21 protein-coding genes are annotated in these 22,301 nt (G+C 59.2%); 7 read left to right on the top strand and 14 right to left on the bottom strand.

The window, feature by feature from the left end:
• Positions 1 to 53: 53 nt before the first annotated feature.
• Positions 54 to 914, bottom strand: coding sequence for a Ku protein (locus tag JQF37_RS30325; RefSeq protein ID WP_130209419.1), 861 nt, complete (start codon positions 912 to 914; stop codon positions 54 to 56).
• Between the two features lie 190 nt (positions 915 to 1,104).
• Between JQF37_RS30325 and JQF37_RS30320 the strand changes: the two genes are divergently transcribed.
• Together JQF37_RS30320 and JQF37_RS30315 are read left to right on the top strand one after the other, a co-directional pair.
• Positions 1,105 to 1,458, top strand: coding sequence for a hypothetical protein (locus JQF37_RS30320; RefSeq protein WP_130209417.1), 354 nt, complete (start codon positions 1,105 to 1,107; stop codon positions 1,456 to 1,458).
• A 53-nt stretch (positions 1,459 to 1,511) separates the two neighbouring features.
• Entirely contained in the window at positions 1,512 to 2,663 is a 1,152-nt protein-coding gene (locus JQF37_RS30315; protein WP_130209415.1) for a PQQ-dependent sugar dehydrogenase, read from the top strand.
• 52 nt (positions 2,664 to 2,715) lie between these two features.
• On the opposite strand, the gene rimI is transcribed toward JQF37_RS30315, so the two are convergent.
• The gene (rimI, locus tag JQF37_RS30310; protein WP_130209413.1) at positions 2,716 to 3,813 is read right to left on the bottom strand and encodes a ribosomal protein S18-alanine N-acetyltransferase; all 1,098 of its coding nucleotides are present in this window, start codon (positions 3,811 to 3,813) and stop codon (positions 2,716 to 2,718) included.
• A 92-nt stretch (positions 3,814 to 3,905) separates the two neighbouring features.
• Here rimI and JQF37_RS30305 point away from each other — a divergent pair, with 92 nt between their 5' ends.
• The 3 genes from JQF37_RS30305 to ilvA all read left to right on the top strand — a co-directional run bounded on the left by JQF37_RS30305 (position 3,906) and on the right by ilvA (position 7,739).
• Positions 3,906 to 5,492 (top strand): RimK family protein, encoded by a 1,587-nt coding sequence (locus JQF37_RS30305; protein WP_130209411.1) that lies wholly within the window; start codon positions 3,906 to 3,908, stop codon positions 5,490 to 5,492.
• Positions 5,493 to 5,499: 7 nt separating this feature from the next.
• A complete protein-coding gene (locus JQF37_RS30300) occupies positions 5,500 to 6,423 on the top strand; it encodes a magnesium transporter CorA family protein (protein WP_130209409.1) in 924 nt (307 codons plus the stop codon).
• Positions 6,424 to 6,725: 302 nt separating this feature from the next.
• The gene (gene ilvA, locus JQF37_RS30295) at positions 6,726 to 7,739 is read left to right on the top strand and encodes a threonine ammonia-lyase, biosynthetic (protein ID WP_130209407.1); all 1,014 of its coding nucleotides are present in this window, start codon (positions 6,726 to 6,728) and stop codon (positions 7,737 to 7,739) included.
• A gap of 43 nt (positions 7,740 to 7,782) precedes the next feature.
• Here ilvA and eco read toward each other — a convergent pair whose 3' ends face one another.
• Positions 7,783 to 8,265, bottom strand: a complete 483-nt coding sequence (gene eco / locus JQF37_RS30290) for a serine protease inhibitor ecotin (protein ID WP_130209405.1) — start codon at positions 8,263 to 8,265, stop codon at positions 7,783 to 7,785.
• Positions 8,266 to 8,567: 302 nt separating this feature from the next.
• Here eco and JQF37_RS30285 point away from each other — a divergent pair, with 302 nt between their 5' ends.
• Positions 8,568 to 8,840, top strand: a complete 273-nt coding sequence (locus tag JQF37_RS30285; RefSeq protein ID WP_130209403.1) for a DUF1652 domain-containing protein — start codon at positions 8,568 to 8,570, stop codon at positions 8,838 to 8,840.
• On the opposite strand, the gene JQF37_RS30280 is transcribed toward JQF37_RS30285, so the two are convergent.
• Entirely contained in the window at positions 8,837 to 9,232 is a 396-nt protein-coding gene (locus JQF37_RS30280) for a hypothetical protein (RefSeq protein WP_130209401.1), read from the bottom strand. The genes JQF37_RS30285 and JQF37_RS30280 overlap by 4 nt on opposite strands.
• Before the next feature lie 91 nt (positions 9,233 to 9,323).
• Positions 9,324 to 9,596 (bottom strand): DUF2790 domain-containing protein, encoded by a 273-nt coding sequence (locus JQF37_RS30275; RefSeq protein WP_047528651.1) that lies wholly within the window; start codon positions 9,594 to 9,596, stop codon positions 9,324 to 9,326.
• Between the two features lie 329 nt (positions 9,597 to 9,925).
• On the opposite strand from JQF37_RS30275, the gene JQF37_RS30270 reads away from it, so the two are divergent.
• Positions 9,926 to 11,227, top strand: a complete 1,302-nt coding sequence (locus tag JQF37_RS30270; protein WP_130209399.1) for an OprD family porin — start codon at positions 9,926 to 9,928, stop codon at positions 11,225 to 11,227.
• Between the two features lie 117 nt (positions 11,228 to 11,344).
• Here JQF37_RS30270 and JQF37_RS30265 read toward each other — a convergent pair whose 3' ends face one another.
• The 9 genes from JQF37_RS30265 to JQF37_RS30225 all read right to left on the bottom strand — a co-directional run bounded on the left by JQF37_RS30265 (position 11,345) and on the right by JQF37_RS30225 (position 22,244).
• Positions 11,345 to 12,289 (bottom strand): carbohydrate kinase, encoded by a 945-nt coding sequence (locus JQF37_RS30265; RefSeq protein WP_130209397.1) that lies wholly within the window; start codon positions 12,287 to 12,289, stop codon positions 11,345 to 11,347.
• A 13-nt stretch (positions 12,290 to 12,302) separates the two neighbouring features.
• Positions 12,303 to 13,799 (bottom strand): xylulokinase, encoded by a 1,497-nt coding sequence (xylB, locus tag JQF37_RS30260; protein WP_130209395.1) that lies wholly within the window; start codon positions 13,797 to 13,799, stop codon positions 12,303 to 12,305.
• Positions 13,800 to 13,955: 156 nt separating this feature from the next.
• Entirely contained in the window at positions 13,956 to 15,428 is a 1,473-nt protein-coding gene (locus JQF37_RS30255; RefSeq protein ID WP_130209393.1) for a mannitol dehydrogenase family protein, read from the bottom strand.
• Between the two features lie 16 nt (positions 15,429 to 15,444).
• Positions 15,445 to 16,548, bottom strand: a complete 1,104-nt coding sequence (gene ugpC, locus JQF37_RS30250) for a sn-glycerol-3-phosphate ABC transporter ATP-binding protein UgpC (RefSeq protein ID WP_130209391.1) — start codon at positions 16,546 to 16,548, stop codon at positions 15,445 to 15,447.
• 251 nt (positions 16,549 to 16,799) lie between these two features.
• Positions 16,800 to 17,630: a carbohydrate ABC transporter permease gene (locus JQF37_RS30245; RefSeq protein ID WP_095194202.1), complete on the bottom strand. Its 831-nt coding sequence runs from the start codon at positions 17,628 to 17,630 to the stop codon at positions 16,800 to 16,802.
• 10 nt (positions 17,631 to 17,640) lie between these two features.
• On the bottom strand, positions 17,641 to 18,540 hold the full coding sequence (locus JQF37_RS30240) for a sugar ABC transporter permease (protein ID WP_223272711.1): 900 nt from the start codon (positions 18,538 to 18,540) through the stop codon (positions 17,641 to 17,643).
• A gap of 172 nt (positions 18,541 to 18,712) precedes the next feature.
• The gene (locus JQF37_RS30235) at positions 18,713 to 20,023 is read right to left on the bottom strand and encodes a sugar ABC transporter substrate-binding protein (protein WP_130209387.1); all 1,311 of its coding nucleotides are present in this window, start codon (positions 20,021 to 20,023) and stop codon (positions 18,713 to 18,715) included.
• A 345-nt stretch (positions 20,024 to 20,368) separates the two neighbouring features.
• Positions 20,369 to 21,274 carry an AraC family transcriptional regulator gene (locus JQF37_RS30230; protein ID WP_130209385.1) on the bottom strand — a complete coding sequence of 302 codons (906 nt, stop codon included), beginning with the start codon at positions 21,272 to 21,274 and terminating at the stop codon, positions 20,369 to 20,371.
• 79 nt (positions 21,275 to 21,353) lie between these two features.
• The gene (locus JQF37_RS30225) at positions 21,354 to 22,244 is read right to left on the bottom strand and encodes a phospholipase (protein WP_130209383.1); all 891 of its coding nucleotides are present in this window, start codon (positions 22,242 to 22,244) and stop codon (positions 21,354 to 21,356) included.
• Positions 22,245 to 22,301: the final 57 nt, after the last annotated feature.

The following is a 22,301-nucleotide window of genomic DNA, read 5'->3' as shown; positions in this document are numbered from 1 at the left end:
TCGACCGAAGGCGTCGCGGGCTTGCCTGCGATGATCCTGGTCGGCCCCGCTCATTACGTGCTGGCTTTTTTTCTCGCCGCCGGTTTGGCGGATGGCTTGGGCTTCGCGGTCGCCTTGCCTGGCGCCTTGCTGCCCAGACTGCGTTTGAGCAGCTCGGTCAAGTCAATGACATCCGCTGTTTTGCGTTGCTCTTCGCCGGTGGCTGTTTCAACGTCCTCAATCTTGCCTTCGTGGGCTTTCTTGTCCACAAGGGCCATGATCTTGTCTTCAAACTCATCCCGGTAGTCATCCGGCGACCATTCGGCGCTCATGTCCTCCACCAGTCGCCTGGCCATATCCAGTTCGCCCTTGGTCAGCTCGGCCTTGGTCACGTCAGGGCCTAACGCCAACTCGTCCAGGCTGCGTACTTCTGCCGGCCAGCGCAGTTTCATCAGCACGATGGCCGATTCCAGCGGCATGAGCGCGGCCAGATATTGGCGGGTGTGCAGCACCACGCGGGCCAGGGCGACTTTTTGGGTTCGGGTGAGCGTTTCGCGCAACAGCGCATAAACCTTGCCCCCGCGTTTATCCGGCGCCAGGTAGTAGGGCGTGTCGATGTTCTGCAAGGGAATCTGGTCGCTATCGACAAAGGCAAAAATGTCGATGGTCTGGGTCGACAGAGGATGCGCCGAGCGAATGTCCTCTTCGCTGAGCACCACGTATCGACCTTTCTCGAACTGGATACCCTTGACGATGTGTTCCTTGGTGACTTCTTTACCGGTGACCTTGTTGACGCGCTTGTAGCCAACCGGGTCCATGCTGCGGCTGTCGAGCCAGTCGAAATCCACCCCTTGGGAAGACGTTGCCGAGACCAGCGCCACGGGGATGTGCACCAGGCCGAAACTGATTGCGCCCTTCCAGATTGCCCGCGCCATGGTCGTCTACTCGTGAGTGATGATCAGGTGACCCGTCGCCTCTTGAAAAAGTTTCAGCCGCATTGAGCCCCGCCGCGATGGGGCGTCAACGTCGTGTTACATCTTGTCGGAGGTTTTTGTTAACAAATACGAACCCCGAGCGTAGCGTGCTATCGAAGACTCTATTCTGGCTCACGTCGAGAGGCTCCCCATGAACCGATGCATGCTTGGCCTCATCACGCTCGCCCTGAGCGGCGTCATCAGCCAAACGGTGCAGGCTGAAGTTGCCAGGGCAGGTGCGCCGTTGCAGATCGCCCAAAACCTGCCGGGCAACAACAACCCCTACAACAGCCCGATTCGCCGCGCGAATCCAAACAGCATGCAGGGCACGCAGCCCAATACGCCGGCCATCCGCGGGCCGAACACTGTGCCGGTACCGCGGCCACCGACCCTCGATAATGGCGGTATTGGCAATCGCTATCCCCAGGATCGCCCGGCGTCTGCCAGCCCACCCAAATTCATTCCCAACCCGCTTCAGCGAGACTCGGACACCCGCAACCCATGATGGCCGGGCAGCCAGGCTGTCGGTCATTTCTCCTCTGACAAAAGGAATCGTGCATGTTGCGTAAAACGCTTCTGGCCACTGTCTGCGCCAGCGCCTTGATGACCACTACGCTACCCGCCATGGCAGCGCCGGCTCAGGAAATGCAGAGCGAGCAGGGCACGCTTCAGGTCACGCCGATCGTCACCGGGCTGGAACATCCCTGGGCCCTGGCGTTTCTCCCTGACCGCCAGGGCATGCTGGTGACCGAACGGCCCGGCAATCTGCGGCTGGTGACGGTTGAGGGCAAACTGTCGGCACCAATCAGCGGCGTGCCCAAGGTCTGGGCCAGGGGGCAGGGTGGATTGCTGGATGTCGCGCTGTCACCCGACTTCAAGCAGGACCGTACGATCTACCTGTCCTATGCCGAAGGCGGTGGCCAGGGGGATAAGGCAGGGACCGCTGTCGGTCGTGGGCGGTTGTCTGAAGATCTGGCCTCACTCAAGGATTTTCGGGTGATTTTCCGTCAGGAACCGAAGCTGTCGGTCGGCAATCACTTCGGCTCGCGGCTGGTGTTCGACCGGGACGGTTATCTGTTCATTACCCTGGGCGAAAACAACGACCGCCCGACCGCCCAGGACCTCGACAAACTGCAAGGCAAGGTGGTGCGGATCTACCCCGACGGCAAGGTGCCGGACGATAACCCCTTTGTCGGTCAGGCCGGTGTGCGTCCGGAAATCTGGTCCTACGGCCATCGCAACCCGCAAGGCGCTGCGCTTAACCCCTGGACCGGCATCCTCTGGGAAAACGAACACGGTCCCAAGGGCGGTGACGAGGTCAATATCATCGAGCGTGGCAAGAATTACGGCTGGCCGCTGGCCACCCATGGCATGAACTACTCCGGCCAGCCGATCCCGGAAGCTCAAGGCACAACCGCCGTAGGCACCGTCGCACCGCACCATGTCTGGGAGAAATCCCCCGGCCTCAGCGGCCTGGCGTTCTACGACGGCGACCGATTCAAGGCCTGGCAGCACAATGCGTTTATCGGTGCATTGGTGACTCAGGAGTTGATTCGCTTGCAGTTCGACGGCGATCGGGTGGTCCACGAAGAGCGCTTGTTGGGTGAACTCAACAAACGCATTCGCGATGTGCGTCAGGGGCCGGATGGCTACCTGTACGTGCTGACCGATGAAGAAAACGGCGGGTTGTACAGGGTGGGTTTGAAATAACGCGGATACCTGTGGCGAGGGGCAAGCCGCTTCGCCACAGAAAATGGGCCGTTCACTCACTACGATACAAAATTACCGCCGCCCGCAGCTTGTCCCGACCGAAAGTGCACATCTTGTCGAATTCCCCATGGCTGACCGGCAGATGCTGGCAGTCCATGGGTTGGCGATGCTGGCTATGATCCACATCGGGATCATGCAGGTAGACGAATTCGTCGTCGCAATCGGTGACGATCACCCAATGCGGGGATTTCGAACGGGTCAGTCGATAGCTGCTGATCAGTACCAGCGGCTGTCCACCGTGCTCCAGCAGTCGTGGCAGGTTCAGCGCCGCGCCCATCACACACTCGACATCGGTAGTCTGCAATTGCAGTGTGAATTCATCGTGCACCAGGCGCATGACGTCTTTTTTATGCGCGTCGCGCACGCCGTCGAGGAACAAAGGTCCGGCCATGCTGAGTTGCAGACGCACCCGAAATCCCCGTCGCCAGGCCGCCAATGCCAAACCCTGGGGGCTGCAACCACCGTGTCCGGAGGTCATGAACACGGTGGTCGCCTCGCGCCAGATCTGCAGTTCTTCGCGGCGTTCCAGCACACGACCCTGTTGCAAGGCACCCATGGCCATCAGCAGGCAGGCCGGGCCGCAGGTGAAATCGGTGGTTTGCGGGTAATAGGGCACCTGGATGTTTCGTGAGGCGCGGTGCTCAAGGATGCGCTTTTCCAGGCGCAACGCGTCGGCGTGATCCTGGTAATAGTCGTGAATCAAGGCGAAGCGCCGATAGCCATTGCGCTCATACAGGGCAATGGCCGCCGGGTTATCGATGCGCACTTCCAGGCGCAAATAGGCGCAATCGTGCTCCAGTGCACAGGCTTCGACGCGCTCGAGCAATTGTTTGCCCAAACCGCTGCCCCGCGCCTGAACCGCGATCGCAATCGAATACAGGCGCGCCAGCGACGTACCGCGATGGAATAGCACAACGGCATACCCCACCAGGTCCTCGCCACGCTGGGCCACCAGCAGTTGGCCGTGTGCCCGATTGATCATCCATTGAAAGCTGCGACTGTTGAGCCGATCCGTGGTGAAACACTGTTCTTCAAGTTGCAGTAGTGCCGGTAGATCCTCAGTGACCGCCAACCGAAAAATCAGATTCATATGACCACCGTAAAAGTTGCGTAACGAAACGGGACTTTCGAAAAAGTTCGTGCTTAATAGGAAAGGTCTTGTTCTCCAACGGATCAATCACTATGTCAGCGGTACAGGGTCATTGGCGCGAAGTATCCGAACAAACTTTGCCAACAGCAATCACTTCTGCAACTTATTTAAGCGATGCGAATAGAACTTCCAGCCAATTGATTATCATCGTCGAGCGCAAGGAAGACTGGGCCTCTTACTTCCCCAGTGAAGACATCGTTACGGCCCAGGAGTACCTCGAGCAAACCCGTGACAATGACCAGGGCAAACGCGTCCAGGTGATCAACCTGTGCCGCAGCTACAAATACCTGGGGCATGGTTATTACTGCTCGCTACTGGCCGAGGCGCGGGGGCACAAGGTCATTCCATCGGTGCGTACCATCAGCGAGCTGACCCGCAAATCCCTGTATGGCCTGGCGCTGGATGACCTGGACAAAACCCTGGAAAAGGCCCTCAGCCATCATCTCTACAGTGACACCGAAGGCTTCACCCTGACCTTGTATTTCGGCAAAACCAACATCGAACCTTTACAGGATCTGGCGCGCCAACTATTTGAAGTGTTTGCCTGTCCGATTCTGTTAGTTGAGTTTCGCCGAACTAACGGCTGGCACATCGAGGGAATAAAGTCTGGTGCCTTGCACAAGTTGCGTGAAGATCAGGAGGATCAGTTTGCGAATGCGCTGGACACGTTCAGTCGAAAGATCTGGCGATTACCGCGATCAAGGCGCCTGGCTCGTTATGATCTGGCGATATTGCACGATCCCCAGGAAGCCTTGCCGCCGTCCAACGCCAAGGCGCTGGACAACTTTGTCAGGGTCGGCAAGACCCTGGGTATCGACGTCGAGTTGATTGAGCGCAAGGATTACGCGCGAATTGCCGAGTACGACGCGTTGCTGATCCGCGAGACCACCAGCGTCGACAACCACACCTATCGTTTCGCCAAGAAAGCCGAGAGCGAAGGGCTGGTGGTGATGGACGATCCGACGTCCATCCTGCGCTGCACCAACAAGGTGTACCTGACAGACCTGCTCAAAAGCCATCAACTGGGCATGCCTGCCACCGAAATCCTCTACAAGGAACGACCGGAAGACTTCGAACGGGTCGGTGAGCGCCTCGGTTTTCCGTTGGTCTTGAAAATTCCCGACGGCTGTTTCTCCCGAGGCGTGATCAAGGTTGAAAGCCAGCAGGCACTGCTCGAAGCCACGGCCGAGCTGTTCGAACACTCGGTGCTGTTGCTGGCACAGGAATTTTTCTACACCGAGTACGACTGGCGCATCGGCGTACTCAACCGCAAACCGATCTTTGCCTGCCAATACTTCATGTCCAAGGGGCACTGGCAGATCTACAACCACAAGGCCAAGGGCCAGGACATCAATGGCGAATGCCGGACCCTGGCGGTTCACGAAGCCCCCCGCGCGGTAGTGGAACTGGCGGTGAAGACCGCGAATCTGATCGGCGATGGCTTGTACGGCGTCGACCTCAAGCAGTCCGGCGACAAAGTGGTGGTGATCGAGGTCAACGACAACCCGAACATGGACGCGGGTATCGAAGACGCCTATTTGCAGGACGATCTGTATTCACTGGTGCTGGAAGAGTTCGTCAGGCGCCTGGAGCTTAAGCGTCGCGGCCAGGCCTGGTGAGCGGCCCATGATCAAAAGTTATCAATTGACCCACGGCACGCTGCACGCGGTCGAAAGGCTGGACGCCGAGGTGATGCTGTTCAGTAATCCCGACGCCGCCGAACGGGACCTGCTGCACAGTCATTTCAAGCTGGATGATCATGCCCTGGCCTCGGCGCTCGACCCGGACGAGGTGTCGCGCATCGAGTTTCATCCGGACAACCTGTTCCTGATCTGGAAGCGACCGGACAATTACTCCGGCGCCGACAGCCTGGCCTTCGAAGTGTCGTCCTGCGGCCTGCTGTTTTGCCCGGATCGCTTGCTGGTGATCGCCACCGACGATGCGCCCCTGAGCGGGCTCGGCAAGCGCCAGTCGCTGAACACGCCACTGGATGTGCTGCTCGAACTGCTGTTCAACAACATCCATCACTATCTGGGGCACCTCAAGGTAATCAAGATGGTTGCCCGCGAGTTGCAGCAGAAATTCAACGCGTCGATGCAGAACCAGCACTTGATCCAGATGTTCAATCTCAGCGAAAGCCTGATCTATTACATCAACGCCATTCACAGTAACGGCGCGGTGCTGACCCGGTTGCGCAATCATGCGGAAAAGGAACACTTCGGCGCCCATGCCATTGGCCTGATCGACGACCTGATCATCGAAAACAACCAGTGCTACAAACAGGCGGAAATCTACTCGACAGTGTTCTCCGGGCTCATCGACGCCCGGGGCAATCTGATGAACAACAGCATGAACAACCTGCTGCGCAAACTGACATTGATCAACGTGGTGTTTTTGCCGCTGAACCTGATCGCGAGTATCGGCGGCATGTCCGAGTTCAGCATGATGACGGCAGGGACCCCATGGTGGGTTTCTTATCCGCTGTTTTTGCTGGCAATGATGTTCGGGGCCGGGGTGATGTTGCTGTGGTTGAAGCGGCTGGCGAAGTGAGTATTGCAACGTTCAGATCGCCTTCGCGGGCTTGCCCGCGATAGCTATCTCGACAACGACGCTAATTCCGAATTGAGCCTTTAGCGAAACAACTACCGCGCCGGGTGAAAATTGGCCATTGACTTGCCATCAGCGCCCGGCTATTTTCCGGGCATGACTTCCACCGTATTGCGCTGCCAGCCAAGCATTATTACCGCCATTCCTCATTTGGCGGGCTAGCTCACGACTGCAGCACCCAACCCGCCCTAGAGGCGGGTTTTCATTTTCTGTCTCGGGGCTCTGATCAATGTCAGGAGACGATCATGACCCGCGTGCCCGCCCAACAATCCCTGCTTGAGCATTACGTCAAAAAGATCCTTGCTGCGCCGGTCCATGAACTGGCGGTACGCACCCCATTGCAACCCGCGCCGGCGCTGTCCGCCGCCTTGGGCAATCAAGTCCTGCTCAAGCGCGAAGACTTGCAACCGACCTTTTCTTTCAAGATCCGTGGTGCCTACAACAAACTGGTGCAGCTGAGTCCTGAGCAAAAGGCGCGGGGCGTGGTGACGGCTTCGGCGGGTAATCACGCCCAGGGCGTGGCGCTGGCGGCGCGTGAACTGGGGATCGATGCAACGATCGTGATGCCCGCCACCACACCGGAACTGAAGGTGCTTGGGGTGCGCAGCCGTGGCGCGCAAGCGTTGTTGCACGGCGAAAGCTTTCCGTTTGCCCTGGCCTATGCGCTGGAGCTGGCGCAAACATCCGGGAAGACCTTTGTTTCACCCTTCGACGACCCGGATGTGATTGCGGGGCAGGGCACCGTGGCCATGGAGATCCTGCGTCAGCATCAAGGTCCGCTGGACGCGATTTTCGTACCGGTGGGCGGTGGCGGCTTGATCGCCGGAATCGCGGCCTACGTAAAATACCTTCGCCCTGAAATACGCATCATCGGCGTCGAGTCGGAACATTCTGCTTGCTTGCAGGCAGCATTACAGGCGGATCAGCGCGTCGTGCTGCCGCGCGTCGGCACGTTCGCCGATGGCGTGGCCGTCGCACAAATCGGCGCCCATGGTTTCGAGGTGTGCCGGTTTTGCGTCGATGAGGTGCTGACCGTCAGCAATGACGAACTCTGCGCCGCCATCAAGAATATCTATGACGATACCCGCTCGATCACCGAACCTTCCGGCGCATTGGCGGTGGCTGGCATCAAGAAGTACGTGGCAAAAAGCGCAGCCCGTGGCCAGACCTTCGTGGCCATCGACTCGGGTGCGAACATCAATTTCGACAGTTTGCGGCATGTGGCCGAGCGCGCCGCATTATGCGACGCCCCGGCGTGAAGCGAGTCAGCCGGCAAGCGGACGCTGTCCGTCCGCTTCACGGTTACTCTTCGACGGCTTTATCGACCTTGCTGGAGGCGGACCAGATTCGATAACGCACCTCAACGTCCCTGGGCACGTACAGTACGATCGGCAGCTTGCTGTTATAGCGCAGCATGAATCCGTCCCCGACCACTGGCACGAAATCCTGGTGGCTCTTGCCATCCGGGCAAGCCATGAGGGTGCTCATCGGGCCGATGACTTTTTCCAGGCGGTAGAACGGATAGCCCCAACCCTCGAGGTTTTTCTCTTCGAGAATGCCGCCCAGGCGTTGCCGATTGCAGTCGACGTTCAAGGTCTTTCCGGCAAGGATCTCGACCTGATAATCGTCTTCACGGGCTTGCGGGGCGAGGTGGATAACCTGGCGGGCGAAGCCGCTCTCAGGTTTGGGAAAGGGCGCGACTTCTTCAAGTTTTGCTGCGTGCACGGCGCTGGACAGCGCGGCAACTATCAGCCCAACGGTGGTGTTAATGGTCCAACAACCCATGTTGCCTCCTTGCGTCTGTACGGTGTCAGCGGATACTGAATAAACATCTCTCTATTTTTGACGGCATCGATGGCTAATGCAAACCCGCCACCGAAGTGTGCAAATTGCAGGGCTTCTGAAGGTGTTTTTTGCAAATTGCATGGTCAAAAATCAGTGCGTTTGAATAACTGATTGATTTACCGATGAACTGCACGGCGAAATTCAAGGCATGTTTTATGCTGGAGTAGTTCTCAAGCTGGCCAGGATTTCACATGAGTCAGTGCCGATAGTTGATTGGCAGTCTCACGAAGGAGAGGGTCACCATGTTTTTATCTGCCTTGGAACTACGCAACATCATTGAAAGCAGTTTTCTACCGAAGCGGTGTGAATGCTCGCTGTCGCCGGAGTTGTCGATGACGGTGAAAGTCTATTCGGACGGTGCAACCGATCAGCTGGATCTATTGAGGACGGGTATAAACGCACAACGTCTCAATGGTTGCCGGGAAATCAATGATCTGATCGCCGAGCTGCGTTCCGACCTGCAGCTTCACCATACACAAAGCGAGCCCCACCACGTGGTTGGCAAGGTCGGTTAGCTCGCTGTTTCAAGCTCTGCCGACACGCGCCGGGTCTGGAAAAACGCCAGGCCCAGCGCCAGTTCGAGTCCGACCGCCAGCAATATGCCCGGACCGGCATGGCCATTGAGCCATTCGCCGAAACCCAGTGCTGCCAGTCCCCAGCAGCCGACCATGAAGCCATAGCTCAGCGCTTGACGTATGGGGGAAGGCGCTTCATTGCGGACCCGATAAAAAATCACGCACAGCGCCGCAAACAGTACGGCGATGCGCCGTGCCATCAATCCCGCCGTCAGTGAATATTCGATATCCCAGGTCGCCAGCAGCCACTTGGGCATCACACCCCAGACCAGCGCCAGGAGCAGACACAATGTGGCGGTGAATATCGACAATGTACGAAACGATAACTGCATGGCGAATCCTTGCGGCAGTGGGTTCAGGCGCTAGAGCATAGCGCCTGAACCCTTTCACGAATACCGCAAGGTGTTATTTCAGACTTTTCAGTCAGTTCTGATAACTGCAGGCATCAGACAGTTTTCTGTAGGCGATTTCTGCGGGTTTGCCGGTCTGCTCATCGATGTATTTCATGTGCGCGTTGATCACCTTGCAATCCAGGGTGTCAGGTTCAGTCAGCGCGATGACTTTGCCTACGTGCAGCGGCATGCCGTAATGATAGGAAGGCACGGCCTGAGTAGTGGAGGTGTCATTGGCCTGCGCCATACCTGTCAATGAGACACAGGCCAGGGCGGCGGAAACGAGCAGGGTGCGCGAGTTCATGGGGCGATCTCCAGTGCAGACGGAAGTCAGTTCGACGTTTCGTCGAACCTGCCGCACTGGGCGTCAGAGAGCTCTGAGGGCGTGCGGTCCAGTAGAGTGTTGGACTGCGTGATTAAGCATTGGTTAACTCGCCTGAACGCCACCTGTCGCCTGGTCGCTACCGTTTGGCGGAGTCTTTAAGACTAAGGTCGTATGCTTGTAAAGAAAGCCCTCTGCCATCATTGCCGATCACCCCTGCGTTTTCACTTCTACGGGCCAACCATTGGCCTGGATGAAGGCTATTTTTGGCCGCTTGCGCTTTGGCGCAAGCGGCACAGTTGGAGTTTTAGATGCGTTCCCCCTTTATCTCTATCACCGTGCGCCAGTCATTCGGCTTCGGCGCTCTGGTCCTGTGCGCCGGTTTTACCGGGTCGAGCCGAGCGAGCGGTTTTATCGACGACACCACGGCGAGCATCGAATCGCGCACGATGTATTTCAACCGTGATTTTCGTGATGGTCACACCTCCAACGAACAAGGCGCCTCCAAGCGTGACGAGTCGGCCCAGGGCTTTATTCTCAACCTGCAATCGGGGTACACCGAGGGCACAGTCGGTTTTGGTATCGACGCCTTGGGCATGGCCGGCTTCAAGCTTGACTCCAGTCCCGACAGCAGTAACAGCGGCCTGCTGCCATCCCGTGGGGAAAACCCGCGCGGTTCGGCAGACCAATACGCCAAGCTCGGCCTGACGGGCAAAATGCGGGTTTCGAAAAGCGTGCTGAAATACGGCGCATTGCGGCCCGATTTGCCACTGCTCAAATACAACGACGGGCGTTTGCTGCCGACGATGTTCAACGGCGCCATGCTGACGTCCAAAGAGGTCAACGATCTGACCTTCATGGCGGCGCGACTGGACAAGTACACCGCCCGGGACTCCACCGATGCCCAGGACATCCGGGTGCACTGCAAGAACAAGCGCTACGCCTGCAACACCACCGCTGATCACTTCGATATGTACGGCATCGATTACACGATCAACGAGCGCCTGACAGCCCAGTATCACTACTCGGAGCTCGAAGACATTTACCGCCAGCAGTTCGTGGGCTTGCTGGGCAACCAGCCGTTGGGCAGCGGTGTGCTCAAGGCCGATATGCGCGTGATCGACAGTGCCGACAGCGGTGCCGCCCGCGCCGGTTCCATCGACAACCGCGCCCTGAGCACAATGCTTGCCTACGCCATCAACAACCATACGTTCAGCGCAGGGTGGCAGCGCATGAACGGCGACAATTCGATGCCGTATCTGGATGGCTCCAACCCGTACCTGGTCAACTATGTGCAGGTCAACGACTTCGCGGCCGCGCAGGAGCGTTCATGGCAGTTGCGCTACGACTATGACTTCAAGGGCATCGGCCTGGATGGCCTGACGTTCCTGACCCGCTATGTGAACGGCGATCACATCAAGGTGCCTGGCAGCGACGTGGAAGGCAAGGAATGGGAGCGCGACACCGAGCTCAAGTACGTGGTGCAGAGCGGCACGTTCAAGGATTTCAGCTTGCGCTTGCGTAACGCGACGTACCGATCCAACTACGAAAAATTCGCCCGGGATATGGATGAGACACGGTTGATTGTCAGCTACAACTTCTCGGTGTTGTAAGCACGGCTGTTTCAGCGCCTGAAGGATCGTCATCGCGAGCCAGCTCGCTCCCACACCGGTCGCTGTGCATGACCAGGAATCGTAGGAGCGAGCTTGCTCGCGATAGGGCCTCCCGGTTCAGCGAAGGTCCAATTGATGGCGATACGGCAAGTCCGGTCCGGTCTTGCTGCACGTCAGCGCGGCGGCCTGAACCGCAAACCTGAGCATTGCGTCGATCTGCTCGCGACTCAGTTGTCCCACGCCTTCGACCGAATCCAGCTGCTGCTCGGTCAACCAGGTAATCAATGCCGCCTGGAAGGTATCGCCGGCTCCGACGGTGTCGGCGATTTTCACCGAACAGGCGGGAACCGACCACAACCCATGAGCGCGACTGAATACGGTTGCGCCTTCGCCACCGCGGGTCAAAAACACCAACTGACAACGGTGTTGCAACCAGCCATCGATCACTCGCGCAGGGTCTTGTCCGGGATACAGCAGGCTCAAATCCTCATCGCTGACTTTGATCAGGTCGGCGTGCTCGACCAGCGTGGCAATCCGTGAGCGCCACCGCTCGATATCCGGCTCGGGATTAAGCCGCACGTTCGGGTCGAGGCTGATCAGGCGCCGGCCACTTTCGCGACGCACCAGTTCCAGCAATGTGTCGGCCACTGGCTGCACCACCAGCGAAAATGAACCGATGTGCAACCCACGCACCTGCGGCCCCAGCTCTGGCAGATGTTGCGGTTTGAGTTGGCGGTCGGCGCAGCCTTCACCACGGAAGCTGTAGTGCGGCGAGCCATTGGCCCCGACCGCGACCATGGCCAGGGTGGTGGGCGCCGCGAAATCCACCAGATAGTCGGTGCCTACGCCTTCATCCTGCAACACTTGCAACAAGCGCCGCCCCAGGTAGTCGGTCGACAACCCGGCAAACAGCGCCGCGTCCACGCCCAAGCGGCGCAATCCCACTGCAACGTTGAACGGCGAGCCGCCGGCAATCGCCTTGAAATTCACTTTTGAAGCCAGGCCGCTGGCGTCGTTTTCACTGAAGAAATCGAACAGCGCTTCGCCACACACCAGATACATAGTTGTTCGCTCTTTAAAGGGTTGCGACATGCTGTCGATAGCGTTCGTAGGCCTGCTGGGAGGCCGCCACGTTGTCTGCGATCGGCAAGGTTTCACTGGCCAGGTCGAGTTTCACGCAACGTTCGCACAGGTCCTCCAGGCTGTCCTCGCGCCCGTTGGCCCAGGATGTACACCACGCCGCCTGGATCGCCGCGCCCAGGGCGGCGGCTTCGCTTTGTTCGGTGCAGATCACGGGCGTGTTCATGGTGTCGGCGACTATTTGTCGCCACACCTGACTGTTCGAGCCGCCGCCGATCAGGCAGATGCTGCGGCTTTGTAAGCCATTGTGGCGCAGCAGGTCCAGTCCATATCGCAAACCGAAGGTGGTGCCTTCGACCACGGCACGACACACATTGGCCTGGGTCAGGTTGGTCATGTTCAGGCCCAGCACGCTGCCGGTGGCATGGGGCAGGGCGGGCACGCGTTCGCCGTTGAGGAACGGCAGCATGCACACGCCTTCGGCGCCGATGGGGGCCTGGGCCACGAGCGCGTTGAAACACTCGATATCCAGATCGAACAAGTCGCGAATCACCCCGGTGGCGTTGGTCAGGTTCATGGTGCAGATCAGCGGTAACCAGCCGCCGCTGGAGGAGCAAAAGGTCGCCACCGCAGCGTCCGGGCTGACCTTCGGCTGATCGGCATAGGCGTACACCGTCCCCGACGAACCGAGGCTCATGGTGATCGCGCCGGGTTTGATGTTGCCCGTGCCGATGGCGCCCATCATGTTGTCGCCGCCACCGCTGGAGACCCGCGCGCGCGGGTTGATGCCCAGGTGCTCGGCGATGCCCGGCAACACGGTGCCGACGGCGGCGTGAGCATCGATCAGTTCCGGCAACGCCGCTTGCAAGCGCCCACTGGGGTCGATGTCACGCAACAACTGCAAATCCCATTGGCGGGTGCGGACATTGAAGTAGCCGGTGCCGGAGGCGTCGCCGTACTCGCTGCAGCTGCGCCCGGTGAGCCAGTAGTTGAGGTAATCGTGGGGCAGCAGCACGTGAGCGATACGGGAGAAAATCTCGGGATGCTGCTCTCGGGTCCATAACAGTTTGGACACGGTGTAGCCTGGGGCAATGACCACGCCCAGGCGTTCCAGCGAGCCTCTTTCGCCGCCCAGATGCCGGAGCAGTCGGTCGTTCTCTTCGGTGGTTTCGGTGTCGCACCAGAGTTTGGCCGGGCGCAGTACCCGGCCCTGATCGTCGAGGAGTACCAAGCCATGCTGCTGGCCGGAAACACCCATGCCGAGGATGGCCTGGCCATCGACATCGGCTGCCAGCAACGCGCGTCGGGTGGCGAGGGTCAACGCGTCCAGCCACTGCGCCGGGTCCTGTTCACGGCGGCCATTGGCGCCACTGATCAGCTTGTGCGCAGCGGCACCCTGGCCAAGCACCTGACCACTGACGGCGTCCAGGACAATGGCTTTGGTGCCCTGGGTGCCGCAGTCGATGCCGAGGAAGAGTTGTGGGTTTGTCATGGCAGTTCCTGTGTGTCAGGTCGATCTTGGTGAAGTCATTCGCGAGCAAGCTCGCTCCTACACTGGATAGGCATGGAACACAAAATCTGTGTTCTCTGAAGATTTCCTGTGGGAGCGAGCCTGCTCGCGATGACTGCAGTCATTTCACTGCCGCGCTCAAGCCAGAACCCTCTCCAGCGTCCGCGTCACCCCAACATCGCGCAAACTGTTGCAGCACCACTCGAATGCCGCGACAAACTCCGCCGAGCGCGGTATCGCCGTGCCAAAGATCTCCTCGACCCCCAGCATCCGCTGGGTGATCAACGCATCATCGGCCACCAGCGCCTGACAGAACGCCGCCCTTGGGTCCGGGATGGCGTAGGTATCGCCGTTCTCGTCCACACCCTTCAAGTACAAGGCCCAGGCGGCCACGACCAGCGCTGCCCGTTTGGTATCCCGGCCGTCGGCGATCAGGCGATTGACCGTCGGTACGGTGAATTTCGGAAACTTCGACGATCCGTCCGAGCAAACCCGCTCCAGTTGGTCGGCAATCGCCTGATTGGAAAAACGTGCCACCAGCGTGTGTTTGTACTCGGTCAGGTCAATGCCCGGTACCGGTGACAGTTGCGGGGTCACGTCCAGGTCCATGTAGGCACGCATGTAGCGCACGAACAACGGATCGTTCATGGTTTCGTGGACAAAGCGGTAACCCTTCAAAAAACCCAGATAAGTCAGGGCCAGGTGACTGCCATTGAGCAGTTTGATCTTCATTTCTTCATAGGGCGTGACGTCGTCGGTGAACTGCACACCGACCCTTTCCCAGGCCGGGCGACCATTGACGAATTTGTCTTCCAGCACCCACTGCACAAAGGGTTCGCAGACCACCGGCCAGGCGTCGTCCACCCCATGCTTGTCGGCCAGTTGCAGGCGATGCGCGGTGCTGGTCATCGGCGTGATGCGGTCGACCATGGCATTGGGGAAGCTCACGTTGCGCTCGATCCAGTCGCACAAATCGGCGTCGCGCAACGCGGCGAAGGCCAGCAACGCCTTGCGGGTGACGGCCCCGTTGTGCGGCAGGTTATCGCAGGACATCAAGGTGAACGCCGGCGTGCCCGCCGCCCGGCGTTTGGCCAGTGCGGCACAGAGGAAACCGAACACGGTTTTCGGTGTGTCGGGGTTTGCCAGGTCATGCTGGATCTGCGGCAGCCCGGCCATGAACTCGCCATTGCTGTCGTCGATGCAGTAGCCGCCTTCGGTGATGGTCAACGAGACGATGCGGATCTCGGGGCTGGCCAGTTTATCGATCAGCGCCTGGGCACCGTCTTCGGCCAGCAGCATGTCGCGAATGGCGCCGATGACCCGCACCTCGGTGTCGTCGCGATCGCCCAGTTCGAACAGGGTGAACAGGTAATCCTGTTCTTTCAGATCGTCCCGGGCACGACGGTCTTCGGCGCGCAGGCCGACGCCGCAGATCGCCCAGTCCAGGCCTTCGCCGGTATTCATCAGGGCGTCGGTGTAATACGCCTGATGGGCGCGGTGGAAACCACCGACGCCGATGTGGGCGATGCCCTGGCGAGTGTCACTCAAGGCGTAGGCGGGCAGGACCACCTCGGGGGCGAGGCGGTTGAGGTTCTGTCTATTGAGTTTCATCACAGGATCTCTGAAGTCAGGCGGCAACGCGCAGTGGTCGGGTCAGCGCCACGCCGTTGGCATCGAATAAATGGCAGTGCCCGGCGTCCAGGTGCAGGCTCAAGGACTCACCGTAACGGCTGGCCAGATCACCGCGTACACGCATCGTCAGGGCCTCGCCGGAAGCGGTCACGACATGGCAGAAAGTGTCGCTGCCCAGGCGTTCGCTGACGTCGGCAGTGACTTGCAGTGTGCAGTCGCCAGGCTTGGCCAGCTCCAGGTGTTCCGGACGAATGCCCAGGGTCACCGCGCCACCCACGCTCAGGTTGGCACCGCTGAGCGGCAGGGTGATGCGGGTGCCGGCGTCCAGCTGTACTTCGCAACCCTGGCTGTCGATACGGCTGACGTTGCCCTTGAGAAAACCCATTTTTGGCGTGCCGAGAAAACCGGCGACAAACAGGTTGGCCGGTTGGTGATAGAGGTCCAGGGGCGAGCCGACTTGCTCGATCTTGCCGCCGTTGAGCACCACCACCTTGTCGGCCATGGTCATGGCTTCGACCTGGTCGTGGGTTACGTAAATCATCGTGGCTTGCAGGTCTTTGTGCAGGCGCAACAGTTCCAGACGCATCTGCACCCGCAGTGCCGCGTCGAGGTTGGACAGTGGTTCGTCGAACAGGAAAATCTTCGGGTTACGCACGATGGCCCGGCCGATGGCTACACGCTGACGCTGACCACCGGACAACTGCTTCGGCTTGCGCTCCAGCATCGGCCCCAGCTCGAGGATGCGCGCCGCTTCGCCGACTTTCTTCTCCACTTCCGCCTTGGGCACGCCCGCCAGATCGAGGGCGAACGACATGTTCTTGCGCACGCTCATGTGCGGATAAAGGGCGTAGGTCTGGAACACCATCGCCAGGTCGCGCTTGGCCGGGCTGACTTCAGTGATGTCGCGGCCATCGAGCTCGATGGTGCCGCCGCTGACTTCTTCCAGCCCGGCGATCAGGCGCAACAGGGTGGATTTGCCGCAACCCGACGGGCCGACGAACACCACGAATTCCTTGTCGTTCACTTCCAGGTCGATGCCTTTGATGATGGAAAAGCCTTCGAAGCCTTTCTGCAGATTCTTGATTTTCAGGTTGGCCATGGTGGTGGGCCTCCACTGTTGGTTATTTGGTTGAACCCGTAGGAGCGAGCCTGCTCGCGATGAACGTAAACGATAACGCGTTCTTCCAGAAGGAACGCGTCGCATGGTGGTGGGCCTCCACTGTTGGTTATTTGGTTGAACCCGTAGGAGCGAGCCTGCTCGCGATGGGCTCACAGGCGACGCGTTCCTTCTGGAAGAACGCGTTATCGTTTACGTTCATCGCGAGCAGGCTCGCCCCCACAATGGGGCATTCATTTCACGGCGCCGAACGACAGGCCGCGCACCAGTTGTTTCTGGCTGATCCAGCCGAAAATCAGGATCGGCGCGCAGGCCAGGGTCGACACCGCCGACAACTTGGCCCAGAACAACCCTTCGGGGCTGGAGTACGAGGCGATCAATGCGGTCAGTGGCGCGGCTTTCGATGAGGTGAGGTTCAGCGACCAGAACGCTTCGTTCCAGCACAGGATCAGCGAAAGCAGCACGGTAGAGGCCAGCCCGCCCTTGGCGATCGGCAGCAGCACGCGGAGCATCTCCTGCCACAGGGTCGCGCCGTCCAGTCGCGCGGCTTCGAGGATGTCTTTCGGGATGTCCTTGAAATAGGTGTAAATCATCCAGACCACGATCGGCAGGTTGATCAGGGTGTAGATCACGATCAGCGCGATGCGCGTATCCAGCAGGCCGAAGCTCTTGGCCAGCAGGTAGATCGGCATCAAGACCCCCACCGGCGGCAGCATCTTGGTCGAGAGCATCCACAGCAGCGTGCCTTTGGTGCGTTGGGTTTCGTAGAACGCCATCGAGTAGGCCGCCGGCACCGCGATCAGCAGGCACAGTGCGGTGGCACTGAACGAAATCACCACCGAGTTCCAGGCGAAGCTGAAGTAATCACTGCGCTCGTTGATGTGCAGGTAGTTCTCCAGGGTCGGGGTGAAGATGAACTGCGGCGGCGTGGCGAAGGCGTCGATTTCGGTTTTGAAACTGGTCAGCACCATCCAGAAAATCGGGAAGAAGATCAGGATCGCGATGGCCCAGGCCAGGGTGCCGAGCAGCAGGCTTTGCAGGCGGCGGGATTGTTGAAGGGTCATGGCGCGGGCCTCAGGCTTTGTCTGTCAGGTTTTTGCCGATCATCCGCACCAGCACGATGGCCGCGATGTTGGCGATCACCACCGCGATCAGGCCGCCAGCGGAGGCCATGCCGACGTCGAACTGCACCAGCGCCTGGTTGTAGATCAGGTAGGCGAGGTTGGTCGAGGCGTAGCCGGGGCCGCCGTTGGTGGTGGTGAAGATTTCGGCGAACACCGAGAGCAGGAAGATGGTTTCGATCATCACCACCACGGCAATCGGGCGGGCCAGGTGCGGCAGGGTCAGGTGCCAGAAAATCGCGACGGGGCCGGCACCGTCCAGGCGCGCGGCTTCCTTCTGTTCCTGATCGAGGGACTGCATGGCGGTCATCAGGATCAGGATCGCGAAGGGCAGCCATTGCCACGAGACAATGATGATGATCGACAGCAGCGGGTAATGCGCCAGCCAGTCCACCGGTTGCGCGCCGAACAGTTTCCAGACGTAGGCAAGCATCCCGGACACCGGATGGAAGATCAGGTTTTTCCAGATCAGCGCGCCGACCGTGGGCATGATGAAGAACGGCGAGATCAACATGACTCGCACGATGCCGCGACCGAGAAATTCGCTGGCCTCCAGCAAGGCGCTGATCAGCACACCGAACACCACGCTGATCAGCAGCACGCTGCCCACCAATAACAGGGTGTTGGTGGCACCGGGCAGGAAACCCGAGTCCGTCAGGAAGTAGGTGAAGTTTTCCAGCCCGACGAACTCGTTTTCACCCGGGTTGAGCAGGTTGTAGCGAATCATCGAGAAGTACAGCGTCATGCCCAGCGGCACGATCATCCACAGCAGCAACAACGCCACCGAGGGGCTGACCAGAAACCAGCCGGGGTTGCTCAACCGGCTTTTACGCAGCGGTTGAGGGACTTCCATGTGAGCTTTGGCAGTTGAGGTATTCATGGCGGTAACCGATTGACTACAGACAAATGAGATCAACGGTGGGAGCGAGCCTGCTCGCGAAGAGGCCGGGCACCCGACACATCTTCTGCGGCTGGAATACCGCTTTCGCGAGCAGGCTCGCTCCCACAGATGGAATTTGCAGGGGTTACTTGGGATAACCGGCGCGCTTCATCTCTCGCTCTGTGGTTTGCTGCGCCGCCGCCAGCGCCTGGTCGACCGTCATCTGACCGATCAGCGCCGCCGAGAACGACTTGCCGACCTGGGTGCCGATGCCCTGGAACTCAGGGATGGTCACCAACTGAATGCCGATATAGGGCACCGGTTTCAGCGTCGGCTTGCTCGGGTCCGCAGCCTTCAGTGACTCGAGCGTCACCTTGGCAAACGGCGCGGCACTCATGTACGCCTCGCTGTAGGTCGAGGACCGGGTGCCTGGCGGCACGTTGGCGATGCCGTCTTTTTCTGCAACCAGCGCACTGTATTCCCTGGAGGTCGCCCAGGCGCTGAAGGTTTTCGCTGCGTCCTTGGCCTTGGAACTGGTCGGGATCGCCAGTGCCCAGGAGTAGAGCCATGCCGAACCTTTGTCAGTGACCTGATGCGGCGCGTAGGTGAAGCCGACGTGATCGGCCACTTTGCTTTGGGTCTTGTCGGTGACGAACGAGCCGGCGACGCTGGCATCGACCCAGATCGCGCATTTGCCGCTGTTGAACAGTGCCAGGTTTTCGTTGAAACCATTGCTCGAAGCGCCCGGCGGGCCGGACTTCTTCATGGTGTCGACGTAGAAGTTCAGGGCGTTTTTCCATTCGGGGCCGGTGAATTCCGGCTGCCATTTCTCATCGAACCAGCGCGCGCCATAGGCGTTGGCGACGGTGGTGATCAACGCCATGTTCTCGCCCCAACCGGCCTTGCCGCGCAGGCAGATGCCGTACTGCTCTTTATCCTTGTTGGTGAGTTTGCCGGCGAACTCGGCGATCTGTTCCCAGGTCGGGCGCTCGGGCATGGTCAGGCCGGCGTCCTTGAACAGGTCGGTGCGGTAATAGGTGATCGAGCTTTCGGCATAGAACGGCAGCGCATACAACGAACCCTTCACCGACAAGCCTTCACGCACCGACGGGAACACATCGTCCAGGGCGTAGCTTGCAGGCAGGTCCTTCATCGGCTCCAGCCAACCCTTGGCGCCCCACAGTGCCGCTTCGTACATGCCGATGGTCAACACATCGAACTGCCCGCCCTGGGTAGCGATGTCGGTGGTCAGGCGCTGACGCAGGACGTTTTCTTCCAGCACCACCCAATTGAGCTTGATCTCCGGATGCTCGGCCTCGAAGGTTTTCGAGAGCTTCTGCATACGAATCATGTCGCTGTTGTTGACGGTGGCGATGGTCAGGGTCTGGGCGCCAAGGCTGACGCTGCTGAGGGTCATGCAGGTGAGGGCAAGCAGAGCTTTTACAGACGGTTGCATCGTGCACTCCTTTTCTGCACCCGAGGGGGACAGAAGGACGGTTATTGTTTTTGTGTCTTCCGCTTGTAGGAAGAATCTGCACTGATTACAGCCTTCAATTCACGGCGAAACAAATCATCCGTCGCACTTGAATCGATACTTTTTTGCACTCGGGTTTAGAGCGGTAGACGCAGGGAAGGGCTTTTTGGCGGAGAGGTGATGTCGAATCCGTACAGGTTTTCGACACCCGGCAGGTCAAACCCTGTGGGAGCTGGCTTGCCAGCGATGGCGGTGGATCAGTCGATAGAGATGTTGGTTGCGCGGGCCTCATCGCTGGCAAGCCAGCTCCCACAGGGACGGGTGATGTCAGCCGTGGTTTTGCTCGGTCAGACGCTGCACCACCAACCGCCGGTAATGGGACGGCGTCATGCCCTTGAGCTGTTGGAAGCGCCGATTGAAATTGGAAATATTGTTGAAACCCGATTCGAAACAGACGTCGGTCACCGGTTTGTCGCCGTCGGCCAGCAGTTCACAGGATTTACTGATGCGCAGGCGATTGACGAACTCGATGAAATTGCGCCCGGTGGCCTGTTTGAACACTCGACTGAAATAGGTCGGTTTCATGCCCAGGTGCTCGGCGACTTCTTCCAGAGGCAACTCCCGCGCATAGTGGGCGAAGATGTAGTCCACCGCCCGGTTGGTGCGATCGATGTTGTGTTCGTCAGCCAGTTGCGGCGTCGTGGCGCCGGACAACAACTGATAGTCGTCAGTGGCAGCGAGCAACTCCAGCAGGATGAAAAAGTGCCCCAGCCGCGTCACGCCCTGGGTATCGGCAATGCGCTGCATCAGGTCCATCGCCTGGCGGATGGTGTGCTTGCAGCGAAATTCGATGCCGTACTGTGCCCGCTCCAGCAGCGGGGCGAGGGTCTTGAGTTCGGCGAACACCTGATAGCCGCTGTCGAACAACTCATCGGTGAAGTTGACCAGCATGTCGCGCTTGGGCACCACTTCGTCTTCGGCCACCTGGCTGATCCAGTTGTGCGGCAGGTTGGGGCCGGTGAGGAACAGGCTTTCGGGGTAGAAATTGCCGATGTAGTCGCCGATGAATACCTTGCCGGAGCTGGCGACGATCAGGTGCAACTCGTATTCCTTGTGGAAATGCCACCGTACCAGCGGGCAGGGAAAACCGTGCTGGCGGTAGATGATGGACAACCCATTGTGGTCGTCCATCAGTTCGTAGGACGGGTCGGTCACTCTGGCGGTACGAGTCATGGCGGCACACTTTTCTTGTTATCGCGCTGTGATCATGCCCTGTGCACAGTGGGGAATGCCAGTTTCCGGCAGTACGACACTATCGAGAACCGGTCGGCTCATGCAAGGAATGGCCATAGACGGCCTTCATACTGCTGGCGCTCCAGCAATAACGGACGATGTCGGACTCTTCGAAGAAATCGGTGTTGATGATGCTGCAGCGCGTGACCCAGCTTCGTGTGGTGCTGAACCAGTCGTTGATCTGGTGCTTTATGTCCTGAGGTCCGCCCAGCAACGAGTAGCAAGTCGCCGACAGCGCCCACAAAAAACCATCGTAGGGCGCATCTGCCAGCGTGGTGGCGATGTGGAGGTGCAGTTGCGTGGTCGAGGTAAAGGCCTGGCCATGCCACTTGTGCGTTATTCGCCACCAGAAGTATTGACCGTCCATGTCCGGGTGAGCAGGGGCCGCCATCACGATCCGGCGATAGGGGCTGGAGCGCTTGAGTTGCGCAACGGTGTTGTAACCGTCGACAGGGAGGATGGTCCGCGGTCCGAGTCGGCGCACCAAGTGCTCACTCAGTTTTTTGAAATCAAAGCTTTTGTCGCCGTCGGCCAGTTGGTGAAAGTCCAGCACGATGAACTCATCCGGATTCCGCTCAAGGAATGACAGCAGCGCCTCGATCAGTTCATCCAGCACCCGACCTGAACGATAGCCGTTGTGGTGAAAGTAAAACACCGGCTGATCGGCGTCGGTGTCATGGCCCAGGCGAATATCGAAAGCCCGTGCGCCATTGGCAAGCTGGAAGGCAAAGGTATCGTTCTGGCAGTTTGTCCAGTGGCCTACAAGCGCTGAATCATTGGGGGCCTGTTTATCCATGCCCGCGTTATGGGCGCCGGGCCAGACAATGTCGGTCAGTTTAAGTTTGTCGATATCCAGGACATTGCTCATCCATGTTTGCCTGTCGAGCCATCCTGTTGTGTTATCCGTCATGATCATTCCTTCGGCTCAATAAGCCCGCTCCCTGGAAAAAAGTGGCTTCACGTTTAT

Origin of the sequence: Pseudomonas sp. MIL9, from assembly GCF_016887925.1 — a bacterium.
Classification (GTDB): domain Bacteria; phylum Pseudomonadota; class Gammaproteobacteria; order Pseudomonadales; family Pseudomonadaceae; genus Aquipseudomonas; species Aquipseudomonas mohnii.
The sequence above is the reverse complement of the archived record's forward strand: the minus strand, read 5'-3'. Positions and strand labels throughout refer to the sequence as shown.

What these genes read in the sequence shown, in the direction of transcription:
- JQF37_RS30325 (WP_130209419.1), bottom strand. Translation starts at nt 914, where the DNA reads ATGGCGCGGGCAATCTGGAAGGGCGCAATCAGTTTCGGCCTGGTGCAC.
- JQF37_RS30320 (WP_130209417.1), top strand. Translation starts at nt 1,105, where the DNA reads ATGAACCGATGCATGCTTGGCCTCATCACGCTCGCCCTGAGCGGCGTC.
- JQF37_RS30315 (WP_130209415.1), top strand. Translation starts at nt 1,512, where the DNA reads ATGTTGCGTAAAACGCTTCTGGCCACTGTCTGCGCCAGCGCCTTGATG.
- rimI (WP_130209413.1), bottom strand. Translation starts at nt 3,813, where the DNA reads ATGAATCTGATTTTTCGGTTGGCGGTCACTGAGGATCTACCGGCACTA.
- JQF37_RS30305 (WP_130209411.1), top strand. Translation starts at nt 3,906, where the DNA reads ATGTCAGCGGTACAGGGTCATTGGCGCGAAGTATCCGAACAAACTTTG.
- JQF37_RS30300 (WP_130209409.1), top strand. Translation starts at nt 5,500, where the DNA reads ATGATCAAAAGTTATCAATTGACCCACGGCACGCTGCACGCGGTCGAA.
- ilvA (WP_130209407.1), top strand. Translation starts at nt 6,726, where the DNA reads ATGACCCGCGTGCCCGCCCAACAATCCCTGCTTGAGCATTACGTCAAA.
- eco (WP_130209405.1), bottom strand. Translation starts at nt 8,265, where the DNA reads ATGGGTTGTTGGACCATTAACACCACCGTTGGGCTGATAGTTGCCGCG.
- JQF37_RS30285 (WP_130209403.1), top strand. Translation starts at nt 8,568, where the DNA reads ATGTTTTTATCTGCCTTGGAACTACGCAACATCATTGAAAGCAGTTTT.
- JQF37_RS30280 (WP_130209401.1), bottom strand. Translation starts at nt 9,232, where the DNA reads ATGCAGTTATCGTTTCGTACATTGTCGATATTCACCGCCACATTGTGT.
- JQF37_RS30275 (WP_047528651.1), bottom strand. Translation starts at nt 9,596, where the DNA reads ATGAACTCGCGCACCCTGCTCGTTTCCGCCGCCCTGGCCTGTGTCTCA.
- JQF37_RS30270 (WP_130209399.1), top strand. Translation starts at nt 9,926, where the DNA reads ATGCGTTCCCCCTTTATCTCTATCACCGTGCGCCAGTCATTCGGCTTC.
- JQF37_RS30265 (WP_130209397.1), bottom strand. Translation starts at nt 12,289, where the DNA reads ATGTATCTGGTGTGTGGCGAAGCGCTGTTCGATTTCTTCAGTGAAAAC.
- xylB (WP_130209395.1), bottom strand. Translation starts at nt 13,799, where the DNA reads ATGACAAACCCACAACTCTTCCTCGGCATCGACTGCGGCACCCAGGGC.
- JQF37_RS30255 (WP_130209393.1), bottom strand. Translation starts at nt 15,428, where the DNA reads ATGAAACTCAATAGACAGAACCTCAACCGCCTCGCCCCCGAGGTGGTC.
- ugpC (WP_130209391.1), bottom strand. Translation starts at nt 16,548, where the DNA reads ATGGCCAACCTGAAAATCAAGAATCTGCAGAAAGGCTTCGAAGGCTTT.
- JQF37_RS30245 (WP_095194202.1), bottom strand. Translation starts at nt 17,630, where the DNA reads ATGACCCTTCAACAATCCCGCCGCCTGCAAAGCCTGCTGCTCGGCACC.
- JQF37_RS30240 (WP_223272711.1), bottom strand. Translation starts at nt 18,540, where the DNA reads ATGGAAGTCCCTCAACCGCTGCGTAAAAGCCGGTTGAGCAACCCCGGC.
- JQF37_RS30235 (WP_130209387.1), bottom strand. Translation starts at nt 20,023, where the DNA reads ATGCAACCGTCTGTAAAAGCTCTGCTTGCCCTCACCTGCATGACCCTC.
- JQF37_RS30230 (WP_130209385.1), bottom strand. Translation starts at nt 21,274, where the DNA reads ATGACTCGTACCGCCAGAGTGACCGACCCGTCCTACGAACTGATGGAC.
- JQF37_RS30225 (WP_130209383.1), bottom strand. Translation starts at nt 22,244, where the DNA reads ATGACGGATAACACAACAGGATGGCTCGACAGGCAAACATGGATGAGC.